Origin of the sequence: Phenylobacterium sp. (genome assembly GCF_044358365.1) — a bacterium.
In the GTDB taxonomy this organism is placed as follows: Bacteria; Pseudomonadota; Alphaproteobacteria; order Caulobacterales; family Caulobacteraceae; genus Phenylobacterium.
The window spans coordinates 1-15,931 of the sequence record NZ_JBIKNZ010000009.1 but is presented as its reverse complement, the minus strand read 5'-3'; the positions used below and the strand labels follow the sequence as shown (position 1 = coordinate 15,931).

The 15,931-nt window shown below is 64.8% G+C and carries 11 protein-coding genes and 1 tRNA gene; 5 read left to right on the top strand and 7 right to left on the bottom strand.

Annotated features, from left to right (window positions below):
* The first annotated feature begins 2 nt into the window (after positions 1-2).
* From ACIQ3B_RS04330 to ACIQ3B_RS04315, 4 genes are all read left to right on the top strand, one after another.
* Positions 3-1,487: a ShlB/FhaC/HecB family hemolysin secretion/activation protein gene (locus ACIQ3B_RS04330; RefSeq protein WP_397400098.1), complete on the top strand. Its 1,485-nt coding sequence runs from the start codon at positions 3-5 to the stop codon at positions 1,485-1,487.
* A 17-nt stretch (positions 1,488-1,504) separates the two neighbouring features.
* Positions 1,505-5,329, top strand: coding sequence for a filamentous hemagglutinin N-terminal domain-containing protein (locus tag ACIQ3B_RS04325; protein WP_397400097.1), 3,825 nt, complete (start codon positions 1,505-1,507; stop codon positions 5,327-5,329).
* An 11-nt stretch (positions 5,330-5,340) separates the two neighbouring features.
* On the top strand, positions 5,341-8,499 hold the full coding sequence (locus ACIQ3B_RS04320; RefSeq protein ID WP_397400096.1) for a CHAT domain-containing protein: 3,159 nt from the start codon (positions 5,341-5,343) through the stop codon (positions 8,497-8,499).
* Positions 8,500-8,927: 428 nt separating this feature from the next.
* Positions 8,928-9,389 (top strand): hypothetical protein, encoded by a 462-nt coding sequence (locus ACIQ3B_RS04315; protein ID WP_397400095.1) that lies wholly within the window; start codon positions 8,928-8,930, stop codon positions 9,387-9,389.
* 87 nt (positions 9,390-9,476) lie between these two features.
* Here ACIQ3B_RS04315 and ACIQ3B_RS04310 read toward each other — a convergent pair.
* A tRNA-Lys gene (locus tag ACIQ3B_RS04310) sits at positions 9,477-9,551 on the bottom strand.
* 130 nt (positions 9,552-9,681) lie between these two features.
* On the opposite strand from ACIQ3B_RS04310, the gene ACIQ3B_RS04305 reads away from it, so the two are divergent.
* Positions 9,682-10,377, top strand: coding sequence for a hypothetical protein (locus tag ACIQ3B_RS04305; RefSeq protein WP_397400094.1), 696 nt, complete (start codon positions 9,682-9,684; stop codon positions 10,375-10,377).
* Here ACIQ3B_RS04305 and tgt read toward each other — a convergent pair.
* The 6 genes from tgt to ACIQ3B_RS04275 form a co-directional block, all read right to left on the bottom strand.
* Positions 10,292-11,419, bottom strand: coding sequence for a tRNA guanosine(34) transglycosylase Tgt (gene tgt, locus ACIQ3B_RS04300; RefSeq protein ID WP_397400093.1), 1,128 nt, complete (start codon positions 11,417-11,419; stop codon positions 10,292-10,294). The two genes, ACIQ3B_RS04305 and tgt, sit on opposite strands and share 86 nt — an antisense overlap.
* Entirely contained in the window at positions 11,419-12,468 is a 1,050-nt protein-coding gene (gene queA, locus ACIQ3B_RS04295) for a tRNA preQ1(34) S-adenosylmethionine ribosyltransferase-isomerase QueA (protein WP_397400092.1), read from the bottom strand. Before queA ends, tgt begins: the two co-directional genes overlap by 1 nt.
* 212 nt (positions 12,469-12,680) lie before the next feature.
* Complete coding sequence (locus ACIQ3B_RS04290) at positions 12,681-13,145, bottom strand: peptidylprolyl isomerase (protein ID WP_397400091.1); 465 nt, start codon at positions 13,143-13,145, stop codon at positions 12,681-12,683.
* Positions 13,142-14,029 carry a peptidylprolyl isomerase gene (locus ACIQ3B_RS04285; protein WP_397400090.1) on the bottom strand — a complete coding sequence of 296 codons (888 nt, stop codon included), beginning with the start codon at positions 14,027-14,029 and terminating at the stop codon, positions 13,142-13,144. The genes ACIQ3B_RS04290 and ACIQ3B_RS04285 overlap by 4 nt, the downstream gene beginning before the upstream one ends.
* Before the next feature lie 50 nt (positions 14,030-14,079).
* Entirely contained in the window at positions 14,080-14,574 is a 495-nt protein-coding gene (gene coaD, locus ACIQ3B_RS04280; protein ID WP_397400089.1) for a pantetheine-phosphate adenylyltransferase, read from the bottom strand.
* 358 nt (positions 14,575-14,932) lie between these two features.
* Positions 14,933-15,538 (bottom strand): hypothetical protein, encoded by a 606-nt coding sequence (locus ACIQ3B_RS04275; protein WP_397400088.1) that lies wholly within the window; start codon positions 15,536-15,538, stop codon positions 14,933-14,935.
* Between the last annotated feature and the right edge of the window lie 393 nt (positions 15,539-15,931).

Genomic DNA, 15,931 nt, shown 5'->3' with positions numbered 1-15,931 from the left:
AGGTGACGCTGAACACCGTCACCTTCAAGGGCTCGACCGCAGTCAACGACGAAACCCTTCGCGGCGCCTATGCGGAGTATCTGGGCCGGCCACAAAAGGTGTCGGTGATCTGCTCGATCCGGGATCGGGCGGCGCAGATCGTTTTCAACAGCGGCGTCCTGGCGCGCATCGAGATCCCGGAACAACGGATTGCCGGCGGTGCACTGATCCTCGAGGTGATCGAAGCCCACGTGGTCAATGTGCGGGTCCGCGGCGACGTCGGACCCTCCCAAGCCACGATCGAGCGCTATGCCGAGAAGCTTCGGGGCATGAAGCCCTTCGACATGGCCCGGGCCCAGCGGTATCTATTGCTGGCGTCAGACGTACCGGGCCTGAGGGTTCGCGCCGCCGTTCGACCTTCGACCAGCGCCGAGCGCGGCGCAGTCGATATCGACCTGACCGTCATCAAGGATGACCCCGACATCTACGCAAATATCCAGAATACCGGCTCGAAACAGGTCGGTCGCTGGGGCGGGTTGATCAGGGGTGAACTGGCAGCCCAGACCAGCCTTGGCGAAAGCACCGCGCTGACCGCATTCCATACGCTGGACTCCAAAGAACAGTGGCTTGTGCAGCTGGCCAGCACCGCCCGCTTTGGCGCCGAAGGCCTGATAGGCCGTGGAACACTGGTCTATGGCGAAAGCCGTCCCGGTGACTTTCTCAAGGCGCTCGACCTGACCAGCAAGTCGATCATCGCCAATCTGGAAGGCGCCTATCCGCTTGTCCGGTCGCGCAACAGGAATCTGAATGTCGCTGGCGGTGTCGATTTCGTCGATCAGAAGACCGACATTCCCGGGGCCGTTTCGACGCACGATCAACTCAGGGTGCTCTACGTGCGGGCCGACGGCGACTACCGAACGGAGTTTGTTCAGCGGCCTGCTCTATTGAGCGGCGGGATCATTGCGCGCAAGGGAATCTCGGTGCTCGGTGGCAGTGAGCGCGGCGATAACGACCTCACCCGGCCCCTGGGAAACCCCGAAGCCTGGGTCATCAAGGGTCAGGGCGATGTTGACATCGCTCTGACAGATCGCATGACGGCCGCGCTGCGGGCGCAGGCTCAGTACACGTCCAGCAGCTTGCTTCCCTATGAACAGATGTCGCTCGGCGGCCTGACCGTAGGGCGCGGCTACGCCCCCTCGGCGCTGCTGGCGGACAAGGGGTTCTCGGGAGCCTTTGAGCTCCGCTATGGCCCGTTGCAGCTTCACCCCAAAGTGCTGGCCGCTCCCTATGCCTTCTTCGACGCCGGTCGCGTCTTCAACAATAACACCAGCCTGTCGGGTCTGCCGCAGAGCCGGACGCTGAAGTCGATCGGCGCCGGCGTGGTCTTCAGGGTGTTCAGCCGCGCAAATCTAGAGATTACCTACGCCCATCCGATCGACGCCATCGAAGCCGGTCGCGTTAAGCCCACGGATCGGGTCTTGATCCAGCTTACGGCTAGCCTGCTGTGATGCCGGAGGAACGTCAAATGACACCACTTGCAAAGGCCGACGCCATCGCTGCCAGTCGTCGCGGTTTGCTACTGGCGCGGACGGCGCTCTGCGGGGTGTTGGCGGGTATCGCCGCGACGGCGGCGAATGCGTTGCCCGTGGCGGGATTCTCCGAGGTGAATCCCGGCGGCGGATTGCCCGTGATCGTGGATTCGGTCGCGCGCACCGAGATCACACTGAACGCGCCGCGCACCGTGATTTCGTGGAGCAGCTACAACGTAAAGTCCGACGAGACCGTCGCCTACAATTTCTCCAGTCGCAACGGCATCATTCTCAACAAGATCATCAGCCTCCAGCCTTCGAAGATCGAAGGCATCATCCAGGGAAACGTAGGCGGCGTTTCAGGCGGCAACATATGGTTCATCTCGCAGAACAGCATCATCATTGGCCGAGGCGCCCAGATCGACGCTGGCGGACTTTTGTTCGGTATCGGCACGGCCAATACGTCGACATTCCTGGACCCCGCCAACAATACCTTCGCCTTTGATGGCAACGACGCCTTTCCGGGATCGCGCCTTTGGGTGCTGGCCAACGCCAAGGTCCGCGCCAACGGCGGGATAGTAGCGATCACCGGCCCTACCGTTGTCACGCGGGCCAATGCGACCGTCACGGCCACCGAGGGCAGCGTGCTCTACGGTGCGGCCAAGTCCTTCAGCATCCGGTTGGCGCCGGGGGCCGGCGGCGATTTTGATCTGGTCGACTTCATCGTACCCAATGCAGCCGGTGGCGGCGAAACCGGACTGGCGCTGGACCTGGGCGCTGAAACGCGGGCCAATGCGGTCTTTATCGCGGCGGTCAGCAAGACTTCCATTGGCAGTGCGGTCATCAACCTCGATGGGATGATTACGGCTCAGGCCGTCCGGGCCGACGGCGGCGATATCGTCCTGTCCGGCGGTGGCAGCATCGTGGGCCGCGCGCCGGGCCCCGCGATCAGCGGCGTCGCGAATACCGACGTCTACCTCAACCGTGCCTCTGCCTCACGCGATCTGTTGGTCAGCAACGTTGGCCAGACGTTTGCTAGGCCCTGGGTAAGGCCGCTGGATGAACTGAAAGACCCGCTCTCGTTGCAGGAAGAAGCTGACAAGCAGGCAATCTGTGAAGCAGACCCAGAATGCAACCCGATACAAAGCGATGGCGATGGGCCTGGGCCGGGACCTGGACCCGGGCCTGGACCTGGACCCGGGCCTGGACCTGGACCCGGGCCTGGACCCGGGCCTGGACCTGGACCTGGACCCAACGGCAACGGCTCCGGTGGGATCATTGTAGAGCTCGGAGAGTCGGTGTCGGCACTCTTTGATCCGACGGCCATCTCGACGATTACTGCGGGCCGTGACGCCCGGATTCAGGCGACGGCCACGATTGAATTGGGGCGGATCGTCGCCAGTCGGGACATCGCGGTCACCGGCCCCGATATCATGGCCAACAGTCTGATCGCCACGGGAAACCTTTCGGTCAGCTCGATAAACGGCGCCGTTGAACTGGCAGGTGTCGGCGTGGGGCGCGATGGGGTGATTGTCGGCAAGACCGATGTCGCCATTGACTCGATCTCCGCGCCGCAAAAGCTCACCGTCACGGCCGGCGGCGGGATCGTCCTCGGGGACGGAACCGCTAATGTCGCCGGCGCCATCACCCTGACAGCCGCCCAAGGCGTCAGCGTAGATCTGGCTTCGGCCAAGATTGAAGCCATCACCGCCGGCGCGTTCGCCAATCTCAGGGGTGGCGCCCTTGACGTGGGCGCGATCACGGCGCCCTGGATCTTCGCCCAGTCAGCCAGCCTCAAGATCGGCACAGCCACGGCCACGGGCGACATCTACGCCGTCGCGACCAGTGGCGATTCCATCGTCGGTACGGCCAATGCCGGCGACGACGTCTATGTGCTGGCGACCAATGGCTCGGCCTCCTTGACCAGCGGAAACCTAAGCGGCGTGGGGCTTGACGCCACCGGCGTGTCGTTTGCCGGCAATCTCGACACAGATGGCAATGGGCGCGTGGTGGTGGTGCAATCCACGAGCCTGGATGCCAAACTTGGCCTTGGTACAGGCGGGGTGACGGGCGCCACGGCCGTCACGGTCACGGCCGGGCGAGACGCAATCGTAGATGTGCTCAGGGATACCCCGGCCACCCTCAGGGTCACCGCGGTCAGGGACGCCACGCTCAAGGCGCCGACCGTCCGACTAAATGCCGTGACCGCCGGCCGGGACCTGGCTATCGGCAGCACCGTCGGCGATTTCAATCTGTTGACCAATCTGGTCGCCAACCGCAGCATCTCGGTCAGCGCAGCCGGCGTGCTCAGGGTGGCGGACGTACGAGCCGATGCGGGATCAATCACCCTGACCGGCTCGAGCATCCAGGCCGGCGCTGTCTCGGCCAGCGACGATCTGACGCTGAAGGCGCTGACCGGGGGCGTCAGCACCACCAGCTACAAGGTCGGTCGCGACCTGATTGTGCAGGGATCAACGTTGTCGCTGGGATCCGGCATCGCGCCCGTGACGCGTGATCTTTCAATAACGTCGCTGGGCAGTTTCACGTCGACAACGCCGCTCAGCGCGGGCAGAAACCTGACCCTGGATGTCGCTGGCAAGGCCAGCGTCGCCGCCACCTCGGCGGGCGGCTCCGTCCGCATTGTGGCCGGCGACCTCGACCTGACCGGCGCGCTGGTGGCTTCGACCGCGCAGATCGAGTCCCGGTCGGGCGCCATCCGGGTCGGCGGCGCGGCAGGCGACACGCCGGGAACGCTGACCCTGGACAGCTCGGACTTCGGTCAGTTGCGCGTGTCCGGAGCATTACGGATCTTCGCCGGCTCGGTCACGGGCGCGTCACGGGGCGATCTGACTCTGCAGTCCCTCTCAGTCAATACGACTTCCACCCCCAACGTGGCGTTCCTGGTAGGCTCAAGCAATACGGTCCGGGTCACCGGCGCCGTAACCCCGACCACCAGCGCCGGTATCCTCAGAATAGGTGACGCGACGGATCTCACCTGGCGACCGAACGCCATTCTCGTCAGCGGATCACTGGGAGCAGCCACTTTTTCCGGTGGAGACTACTCCGCAATCAGCGCGTTCGATGAGGTGCGGCTGGCCGCCCGGCAGGACATCCTGTTCGGATCCCAGCGGTTCATCACACTGGTCCAGGGCACGGCCATCGGCGATATCGACATCGCCAAGGTCAAGCCCCTCGGCGTCGCTCCAACAGCCGACGAAGCGTCGAAAGTCTTTGTCTCAGCCGGAAAGCTCGAAGTGTCGGCGGACAACAAGGTCGTTCAGCAGAACACCTCGCCAACCGGGTCGGTACAGGCGGTGGGGATCTTCCTTTCGGGCAAATTCGACCCGGCGCTGATCATCGATCCACCCAAGCTCGTCGAACTCTGGGGGGCCATTGGCAGCCAGGACGGCAAGGTAAACAAGGGCACCGCCGCGAACAAGGCGTTGACCTTTACCATCGTCGACAACAACGGCGCGCCGGTCGCCAAGCCAGACGGCGCCAACTACCGTTTCAACAGTTGCGACGTGGGCGCATCCCTGTGCGGCGGAATCTCCGGCGACAGCGGCCAGGGCGGCGGTGTTCTGAGCGCAAGCGATGTGCTCAACAATGCCTTCCTTGGCAAAAGCAGGTCGCGACCACCGGCAAGAGAGCAGACTTCAGAGGAAGAAGGCGTCGCCTCGGTGGCGTCGGCCGAGGATCTTATTGCACCCGCTGTTGTGCTGTCTGTTGCGCCGGTCGATCCAGATGAGATCGTCACCGACCCCGTGGTGACAGGGACGGGCAGTGAGGAAATCTGGCGTCAGCGCAGGCAAAAGAAATGATCGGCCGGAACATGATCGGTAGAACTTTTCGTATCGGACTGGCGGTCGCTTCGACGGTCGTCGCCTTTGGATCAGCCAGTCAGTCACAGACCCGCGCTGACCTCATCCCGCTGGGACAGAGCGCGGCCAGCGGCGCGGTCTGCCAGGCTGTGCGCGACTATGACGATCCTGTCGTGCAGGCCGCAGGTCGTCGCGCCTGGAGTATCCGTTGCCGCGGATGGGAAGGTAGCCTGGGTCGGCTTTATGCATTGCCAAAGGCCGTCGACGCCGGCGCCTGGGAAACAGCGCTCAAGACGCGAGCCAACTGTGACTCAGGCTCGAAATCCGCCACGATTTCGGGGCTTGGCGCCGTTGATCGCAGAACCTGCCGCAACTCCTCGGCCAAGGCGCCCTACCTTGCCTATGTTTCCGGAAGGGGTGGCGCAGTGTACGCCGCCGAGGGCCAGGCCCAGATCGCCGACGTACTTGAGGCCGGCTTGAAGGTCGTGTCCGGAGCTGCGAAACCGCCAGCGGCCTCGGATATCCAGACGTCGGCGGCCAGCGCCGAGATCGCCGCAGATTTCGGCGGCGCGACAGGTGGTCTGGCCCGGGCGCAAGCCGCAGCCGCTACAGACCCCGTTCGCCTGCGAACCCGCGCTTATGTACAAAACAACGAATGGCGCTTCGAGAAGGCCGAGACCGACTTCCAGGCCCTGCTGACGGACGCAGAACGGCGGCGCGCCCCGCCGGTCGAGATGGCCGAGGCGTTGCTGAACCTCGCCCTGAATGTCTCCAACAACAGCCGCTTCCTGGAGGCGGATCGCCTGTTCCGCGACGCGGACGCTCAGCTATCGCTAGCCAACAACCCTCTCCTCTCCGCTCAGGCCAGAACCTATCGCGCGTTGCACCTGCGCAACGCCGGGCGGTTCGCCGAGGCGGTGCAGGCTGGTCAGGCCGCCCTGCAGGCCGGTGATCAGGTACGCGCGGCGCGCGGCCTTGGCGCCGGTGGCCCCGCCGTGACGCAATCGACCTCAGGCGAGGTGACGATTGGCGGGGACCTGTCTGCGGCCCTTAACACCCGAATAGCGGGTCGCGACGTTATGGGCGGCAGCGCCGTCACCGTGGCTGATCGCCTCGTGGTTCAGGACGCCCAGGCGCTGGAAGTGGTCGGGTCCTCGCTGGGGGCCCAGGGCGATATCGCCGGTGCGCGAGCCGCCCTGGAACGGGCAAGCCGGATGCTTTCGGCGGCGGAGGGAAACGGGGCGCTCAACGTCTGGCTTCGGGCGCGGATCGAGGCGGACCTTGCCGAACTCGACATGAACTCTGGCCAACCCGCAGTGGCGGTCACTCGCTATCAAGGCGCGATCCGCACCATTCGGCTGCGTCATGCCGGCACGGCTGCGGAAGGCGGCCTGCTGCTGGACCTGGGACGCGCGCAGGTCAGCGCCGGCCAGGAGGATGCGGCGCTGGTCACCTATGAGCGTGCTTTCAAGCTGTTTCAGGAACAGCGCGGCGCCCTGGGCGCGTCTGCTGATGACGCCGCGCCCTATTTCGATCTGTTGATCAAGCTGATCAGCTCCGATCCCGCCAAGGCTAACGATTACCGCAGCCGGTTCTTCAACGCGGCGTCGAGCGTCGTCTCGAACGCCACCGCACAGACCGTTTCCAAGCTGGCCGCCCGTGTGGCCTCTGGCGATGGCGCCGTCACGGGACTGGTCCGCGCCCTGGAAGATACCCGCCGGCAACTGCGCGCCGCTGAAGCTCAGGCCGCAAACCTACAGGCTACAAACGCCTACTCCGGTCAGGAACGGGTCGATCTCGAAGCCCGGCTCAAACTGCTTCAGGAACAGTCTGATGGTCTTGAAAGCCAGTTGTTGTCAGCCAATCCCCGGTACGCGCAGTTGGTCTCGTCCAGCGCCTCACTGGCTGACCTGCAAAAGGTGCTGCGCAGGGACGAAGTCTACGTAAAGATCCTGTTGCTCAGCAATCGTGGCTACGGCTTGCTGGTGTCGCCGACAATGGCGACGCCCTATGCCATCGACCTCAATCGCGGAACCGCAGGAGCTGCGGTCGTTCGGTTGCGCTCTCCGTTTGAGCAAGAAGACTCTCTGCCGCCCTTCGACGTCGCGCTATCTTATGACCTGTTCCAGAAACTGCTGGGCCCGGTGGCCTCGCAGGTCATGGCCGCAAAGCACCTGATCTATGAACCGGACGGCGGTTTGATCTCCCTGCCGGTGGCCACGCTGGTGACGCAGGATCCGGCCCCTCTGCTGGCGGCGACGCCCGAGGGCAATGACCCCGACTATCGCAAGGTCGCGTGGTTGGGGGCCAAGGTCGAAAGCGCGCTGGTGCTATCGGCCGCCAGCTTCATGCAGTCGCGGGCTTTCGCGCCAAGTAAGGCCACGCGCAGCTTTCTGGGGTTTGCCGATCCCTCGACGCCGGCTCGCAGCAATCAACAGGCCTACTCGTCCGTGGTGAAGCGATCGGTGAGCATTGTTTCCACCGGAAGAGCTGTCTCCAGTATCTGCGAGAACACGCGGCTGGCGTTGCTACAGATGCCGGCCCTTCCCGACACAGCCGACGAAGTCCGCAACGTCGGCGCCAGCATCGGTGGCGTTTCAGCCGACCAGGTCATTGTAGGCACGGCCTTTACGGATGACGGGCTCCGCGCACGAACCGACCTGTCGGACTACAAGGTTCTCTACTTCGCGACCCACGGCCTGCTTCCGCAGCCCTCGGCCTGCCTGCCCGAACCGGCCCTGATGACCTCAGTGGGTCTGGGCGACAGTGACGGACTGCTGGACACCAGCGAGATTCTCGACTTGAAGCTGGATGCCGATCTCGTGGTGCTGTCGGCCTGCGACACAGGCGGATCCGGCGGCGACGCCACGACCACAGGGATGCAAGGCGGCGGCGAGGCTCTGGGCGGCCTGACCCGAGCTGTTATCTATGCCGGTGGGCGTTCATTGATCGTCTCCCACTGGTCCGTGGACTCGGTTGCGACGGTCCGCCTCATGACGGGGATGTTCTCAGCTAAAGCCCCCACCAAGGGCGACGCAATGCTGCTGGCGCAATCGACGCTGCAACAGAGCGAACAGTTCAGTCATCCCTACTTCTGGGCGCCCTTCACCATCGTCGGCGACGCCTCCGGAGCGCTGCCCAGCGCCACTACGAAAATGGCGAGCAACTAACTGACAGCCGACCCCGTGTCGGCGTCTGCCCCGGGATGCCATGACCAACGCGGCGATACAGTTCAACTCCGAGCCGTTCAACGCGGCCATTCCCGGAGGATAACTTGACGGCATGGCTGAACAGACCCGACGTCCGAAGCGAAGCCGCGCGCTTGCCAACGGACGGAGAGGTTGCCGCCCTGGTGTCCCGCCTCACCAACGGGCCACGTTCAGTGATGGCTTTGGTGACCGAAATTCCTGCTGATCGTCGCCCCTTCGTCGAGCGCGGACTAGTCTGGCTCGCCAAGTTCGGTGTTCTGCGTCTTGGCGTTGGGCCGCCTCGTATATCATGACGACACACTACTTGTTCAGATACCGTTCAGGGCTCCAGTGTGTTATTCGCTCGACCTGCTCCTGAACTTGAAAAGCAGCACTACGGGGAAATATTGATGCGAAAGATACTTCTCGGCGTCGCCCTTTCCGTTGCATTCGGCGGCGTGGCGATGGCCAGCGACTATATTGTCGTCAACTCTTCGGATCCGGCGATCAAGCGCGGCCAAGCCTATGACGCGGGCGCCCGACTGGCGCTTGGCGCTGGCCAGACTGTAACCTTGATGCGCGCCTCCGGCGAAGTCACCACACTGCGCGGCGCGGCCGGCGGCGTGGCCCTGCCCGGCGCACGTCTGGCTTCGGCGGATGCAGCACGTTTCGAAACGCTCCGCGCCCTGGTCCAGCCTCCGCCCGAGGGTCGGACCTTCGGAGCCCGCCGTGGCGGCATCTGTCCCGCGCTCGAAAGCCTGACAACCCTGGACGACATTGTCCGGGTCGCTGAAACCAGCGGCTGCAAGACGGTGGCGCGCCAGGCGCTTGAGGCCTACCTCGCGAACACCAGCGAAGCCGCGCCGAAATAGCCCCTGACAAATTGATCCTGTTCTGGAGCCGGTCGAACTCTCGCACCGGCTCCTTTCATTTTGGGAACCAGAGCACCGCCGAAAAATTGGTAGGCCGGGTGAGGTTCGAACTCACGACCATTCGATTAAAAGTCGAATGCTCTACCACTGAGCTACCGGCCCGCGACTCAAGGCGTCCTTTGACGGCAGCCCGGATGAAGCGGCGCGGAACCTAGAGGGCTGAGACCGAAAGTGGAAGCGACATTCGTTACAGGGTACATTGCCTGGAGCATTGTCGACCTCTGGTGAGCTCATGAATGCACCCTTCCGCCTTGCCGTGTTGTCCCTTGCTGTCGCCGGGCTGGTGTCGTCTGCGGCCGCGCAGACCCGTACGGGCCGGACCGTGCCCCAACCGCCGCCGGATCCGCGCGATCAAGTCCGAACATCGGATCAGGTAAAGCAGGGCAGCGTCCAGGGCGCCGCCGCCACCCCGCTTCGCGACCTGAACGTCTTGAAGGTCGAGATTCCGGAGGTCCTGCTGGAGTCGCTCAAGGCCCCTTACCAGCGGCCGCCGCGCAACTGGAAATGCTCAACATTGGTCAGTCTGCTTCGGCCGCTTGAGGCCGCGCTCGGGCCTGACCTTGATCAGTTCCCATCCGACGAGGTGGATCTTGCGGATCGCGGCAAGCAAACGGCGCTGAGCGTTGCCGGTGATCTGGCGGGGGGCGCCATTCCGTTCCGTGGCGTCGTGCGACGTGTCTCCGGCGCCGCCAGCCATGACAAGCTGGTGCAGAGCGCTATCCTGGCGGGATCAGTGCGCCGCGCATACCTCAAGGGCCTTGGCGAGGCTCGCGGTTGCCCAGCGCCCGCCACCCCGACACACACAGTGACAAGGTCGCCTGCGGTCACGGCCAAGACAGAGCCTAGGCCGAAGTATCCGACGCGAAATGACGCGCCGAGAACGCCCGACGGAAAGCCTCCAGCCGTCCCTCCGAAATCGCGGCCCTGAGTTCCGACATCAGCGCCTGGAAGAACGCCAGATTGTGCCAGGACAGCAGCACCTGGCCCAGGATCTCCTGGGACTTCACGAGGTGGTGCAGATAGGCCTTCGAGTAATCTCGACTGGCCGAAACGTCACTGGAGGCGTCAAGCGGACTGTCGTCTTCGGCGAACCGCGCGTTCTTCAGGTTGATCGCGCCATCCCAGGTCCAGGCCTGACCGTGGCGACCGGACCGGGTCGGCAACACGCAGTCGAACATGTCGACACCTCGATAGACCGCCTCGACAAGATCGATCGGCTTGCCCACCCCCATAAGGTAACGCGGCCGATCTGCCGGCAGTTGGGCGGGGGCGAAATCCAGCACCTCGACCATGGCCTGGTGCCCCTCGCCCACGGCCAGGCCGCCGATGGCATAGCCATCGTAACCGGTCTCGATGAGACGCCGGGCCGACTCGCTGCGCAGCGCCTCGTCGACGCCGCCCTGCTGGATGCCGAACAGCGCCTGAGCGTCGCGATGACCGAAGGCCGCCTTCGACCGCTCCCCCCATCGCGCCGACCGCCGCATGGCCTCGGCGGCGCGATCATCTGTAGCGGGAAGGGCCACGAGTTCGTCCAGTTGCATCACGATGTCTGCGCCCAGCAGATCGGCCTGGATCTTGATGGAGCGTTCGGGCGTCAGCACATGTCGACTACCGTCCAGATGGCTCTGAAAGGTCACCGACTCCTCGGTCACCTTGGCTATGTTGGATAGCGACATCACCTGGAAGCCGCCGGAGTCGGTCAGGATCGGCTTCTCCCAACGCATGAAGCGGTGCAGGCCGCCCAGCCGACTTACCCGCTCCGCCGTAGGGCGCAGCATCAGGTGATAGGTGTTGCCCAGCAGGATATCGGCGCCGGTGGCCACCACCTGTTCCACCGTCAACGCCTTGACGGTGCCTGCCGTACCCACGGGCATGAAGGCCGGCGTACGGATGTCGCCGCGCGGCGTCGACAGCACGCCGGTCCGGGCGCGACCGTCGGTGGCGGCGATGTGGAACGGAAACGCCGCCATCACTCGGCGCGCCACAACAGGCTGGCGTCGCCGTAGGAATAAAAGCGATACCCTGAGGCAATGGCGTGATCATAGGCAGCCCGCATCGTCGCCTGGCCGGCGAACGCCGAGACCAGCATGAACAATGTCGATTTCGGCAGGTGGAAGTTGGTCATCAGCCCTTCTGCTGCACGGAAACGGTAGCCCGGCGTGATGAAGATGGCGGTTTCCGCGCGGAACGGTCGGATCGCGCCGTCCGGATCCGCCGCACTCTCGATCAGGCGCAGCGAGGTGGTGCCGACACATATGATGCGACCGCCTGCGGCTCGCGCCGCGTTCAGCCTGTCTGCGGTTGCGGGATCGATCTCGCCCCATTCGGCATGCATCTTGTGCATCGACAGGTCTTCCGTCTTCACCGGCAGAAAGGTGCCGGCGCCCACGTGCAAGGTGAGCTTCTCCAGACCAACGCCGGCCGCCGCCAGCCTTGCCAGAAGCTCCGGCGTGAAATGGAGCCCCGCCGTCGGCGCCGCGACCGAGCCCTCTTCGGCAGCGTAGACCGTCTGATAGTCCGCCCGGTCCCGGGCATCCTCGCCGCGCTTGGCGGCGATGTAGGGCGGCAGAGGCATCATGCCATGGGCCGCGATGGCCGCCATGAGGTCGCCGCCGGCCAGATCGAAGGCCAGCACAATCTCACCGCCCTCACCCTTCTCCCGCACAGTCGCAGCCAGATCGGCGCCGAAGGTGATGCGATCATGGGGAGCCAGCTTCTTGCCCGGGCGCATGAAAGCGGCCCAGGTCTGCTCATCCAGCTGGCGATGCAGCGTCGCCTCCACCGCAATCCGGCTGTCGCCCCGCATCCGCACGCCCTTCAGCCGGGCCGGGATCACACGGGTATCGTTGACCACCAGCACATCACCGGCACGCAACAGCGCCGGCAGGTCATGGACCCTTAGATCCTCGAGCGGCGCGCCAGGGTTCACCACAAGCAGCCGCGCGGAATCGCGCGGACTGGTCGGGCGCAATGCGATCAACGCGTCAGGAAGATGGAAATCAAAGTCAGCTAGTTTCATGGAATGCGAGGTGAAGCACATGCGGAACGCACCGCGTCAAGGCCGGGAGCGAATGCAGTTGGCCTGGTAGGGGAGCTCGATCCCCGTGACTGGCCTCGCGACCGGAGCTGCGCTGGCCGCGCCGGTCCGGGCCGAGCGACGGTCAAGGTGGAGCGCGGGCCCTGGTTGGGCTCGGACCACTATCCCCTGATCGTCACCCTGGCGCCGGTGCGTTAGGCGTCGGCAGCGACCTTGGCCGAAATGATCTTGCCTGGGCTGCGCGGCGGCTCGCCCTTGGGCAGGGCGTCGACGTGGTCCATGCCGTCGGTGACCACACCCCAGACCGTGTACTGGCTGTCCAGGAAGCGGGCGTCATCAAAGCAGATGAAGAACTGGCTGTTGGCCGAGTTGGGATTGGCGGTGCGGGCCATCGAGCAGACGCCGCGCACATGCGGTTCCTTGGAGAACTCGGCCGGCAGATCAGGTTCCTTCGAGCCGCCTGAACCGGTGCCGGTGGGGTCGCCGCCCTGGGCCATGAAGCCGGGAATCACGCGGTGGAAGACCACACCGTCGTAGAAGCCCTTGCGCGCCAGCGACTTGATCCGCTCCACGTGCTTGGGCGCCAGATCGGGCCGCAGTTCGATGGTTACGGCGCCGGTCTCCAGCTCCAGGATCAGGGTGTTTTCAGCGTCCATCATTTCACCTCAACAGGAATTGTCACATCACACGCCGTGAATTCGGCGCTTCGAGCGGCCTGGGTCCGGGCAATCTCCGCCTTGAACCAGGGGCCGGCCGGATCGATCACGCGAACCTTGGGTCGCTCTTTCTCAGGGATATCCGTCAGCAGGCGTACGCGGTCCATCCGATCCTGCGGATCGGCCACCGGCTCGCCCGTCTTGATGGCCTTGACCACAGACTGGCCCGAAATCACACGGCCCCAGGCGGTGTAGCGGCGCTCCAGCGCCGGATAGGCTTCACGCATCAGGTAGAACTGGCTGTTGGCCGAATCTTCCTCGCTGCCCCGCGCGGCCCCGGCGACGCCGGGGCAGTAGAGGCCGTAACCGGCGATCTTGCCGTCACGGGTCATGGGGGCCAGCATCATGGACTGGGTGACTACCGGCAGGGATTTGATGAATCCCACCTCGGCCACACTCTGGTCAACGACGAGCACGAAGGGCGTCTCGGGGCCCCGCCGGAACATGAACTCGGCCTTGACGTCCGGCAGGCTTGAACTGCCCGTGCCCCGATTTTCCGGGTCGCCGGTCTGGGCCATGAAGTCGTCGATGACGCGGAAGAACGTCAGCCCGTCGAAGAAGTGCTGCAGCGCCAGGGTGCGCATGCGCTCGGTGTAGAGCGGCGCGACCTCCGGAACCATCTCGACGATGATGCGGCCCTTGTTGGTGTCGATCACCAGCACGTCTTCGGGCTTTGGCGTACGCCAGTCGGCGGCCGTGGGCTTCGGGACCGCGGGGGTCACGGCGGCCGCCGGGGCCTGCGCGGCGGGCTTGCGCGCCTGGGCGAAGGTCGCACCAGCGGACAACGCGAACGCACCGGCGGCGAACAGAAGCAGGGTCTTTCTCATCGGCGCCTCTCGTAGCGGGCGATGCGCCGCAAAGCCAGTGTCGTATCGGCTCAGGCGCGGCCCAGCTTCGCCATCAACCGGGTCTTCACCGACGGGCTGACGAAATTGTCCACCTCACCGCCCAGTTGAGCGATCTCCTTCACCAGCACCGAGGCGATCGCCAGGTGGCGCGGATCGGCCATGAAGAACACGGTCTCGATCTCGCGATCCAGTTGCTGGTTCATGGCGGTCATCTGGAATTCGAACTCGAAGTCGGAGATCCGACGCAGGCCCCGGACGAGCACCGAAGCGCCGACGCTGCGCGCGAAGTGCATGGTCAGGCCCTCATAGGGCTGCACCACGATCTCGGCCCGGCCGCGCAGAGGCGCGATGGTTTCCTCCACCATGGCCACCCGCTCATCCAGAGAGAACAGCGGACCCTTGCCGACATTGATCGCCACGCCGATGATCAGCTTGTCCACCAGCTTGACGGCACGGCCAATGATATCGGTGTGGCCGATGTGGATCGGATCGAACGTTCCCGGATAGAAGCCGACGCGCGTCATAAGGCCTGGATCCCCCAACTTGCTCCAAAACGCCTTTCGCCGCCAAAGGCGGTTCTGGCAAGCGGAATTGTTCGGTTTCGCCGGGATACGAAGGTTGGGAACGCTGCGGCCGGCGCTGGTTGAACCGCAGAAACCGCAGAAATACGCCGAAAGGCGGGGCCGATGATCTCCAACCACGCGGTGTCATCCCGGTTTTCGCGCAAGCGAAAGACCGGGACCCATAGACGCGGCGGCGCAGGGTGGGTGAGGCGTGGAAGTCGTGGCAGCACCTGGCAGATCAGGCGCGGGCGGCGGGTTGGGTCCCGGTCTTTCGTGTTCCACGAAAACCGGGATGACACGTGTGGGTGGGATGGCGAGATCAGCCGGTGTCGGCTGCCGGCGGCGCGGCGGCGGGTTGGCCGGCGTTGACGTCGTCATCCCCCAGGTCGGGATCAGCGTCAGTCGGCGGACGGGGCAAGGTGCGCCATTCGGCGACGTGGTCTTCGGTCAGGCCCAGACTGCGACAGGCGCGGCGGACCTGCGCATCCACGTCGGCGGTGGTGAAGTCCGGTTCCTCGATCCAGTCGTCGAGCTCGATATCGAGCCGTTCTGTCAGATCTCGACGGGTCCCGGCGTCGGAAACCTCGGTGTAGAGCAGCCGGCCAACGGCGTCCTGCAACACGCTGATGCGCTCGCCCAGTTCGTCGCAATGGATCAGGTCCCGCTGCATAGCGGCCCAGTCAGTGGCGGGCGACGGCATGTTGCGGATCCGGTGGACGACGGCGTCCTGGGCCAGCTTCGCCTTCAGCGCGAGGGTCTGGCGCACGCAGCGCGACGCGCGCTGGTAGGACCGGCTGAGATCGGCCACCTCGGCAGCCTCGGTGGCGGCCAGAAGCTGGGCGTGGACGTGCTTCGCCGCGCTGAGATCCATCTCAGCCAGCTCGGCCAGCATGTCGGCGCCTCGATCAGGGGTGGTCGCGGTCATGTTGCGCAGTGGAACACGGAGGTACGTCAGGATCGGACGTAGCATTTGGGCAGGCTTACGAAAGGGAGCGGAACCGCAGAAAACGCAGAGGGGCGCAGAAGGCGTCGGTGAGGCTCGGGGGCCCGGGTGTTTTTCCGGCAGCGGGACGGTTCTGCGACCTGTGTCCATTGACCGCGAACCCACGCAGAGGGACGCGAACAGGTCGCGGCCGCTCCCTCGCGCCAGGCACCCGAGGCCCGGCGTCTCGATTAGGGGTTAAGTAAAGCGTTGTCTAATTGGTTTCACGGTTGCCTCAGGTTCGTTGTTGGACTGACCTTGGTCTATGGTTGTCTACGGGGTCATGGCCTGGCTGGGGAGCCTTGATGGCCGTGCCGCAAGATCGCGGTCAGGCGA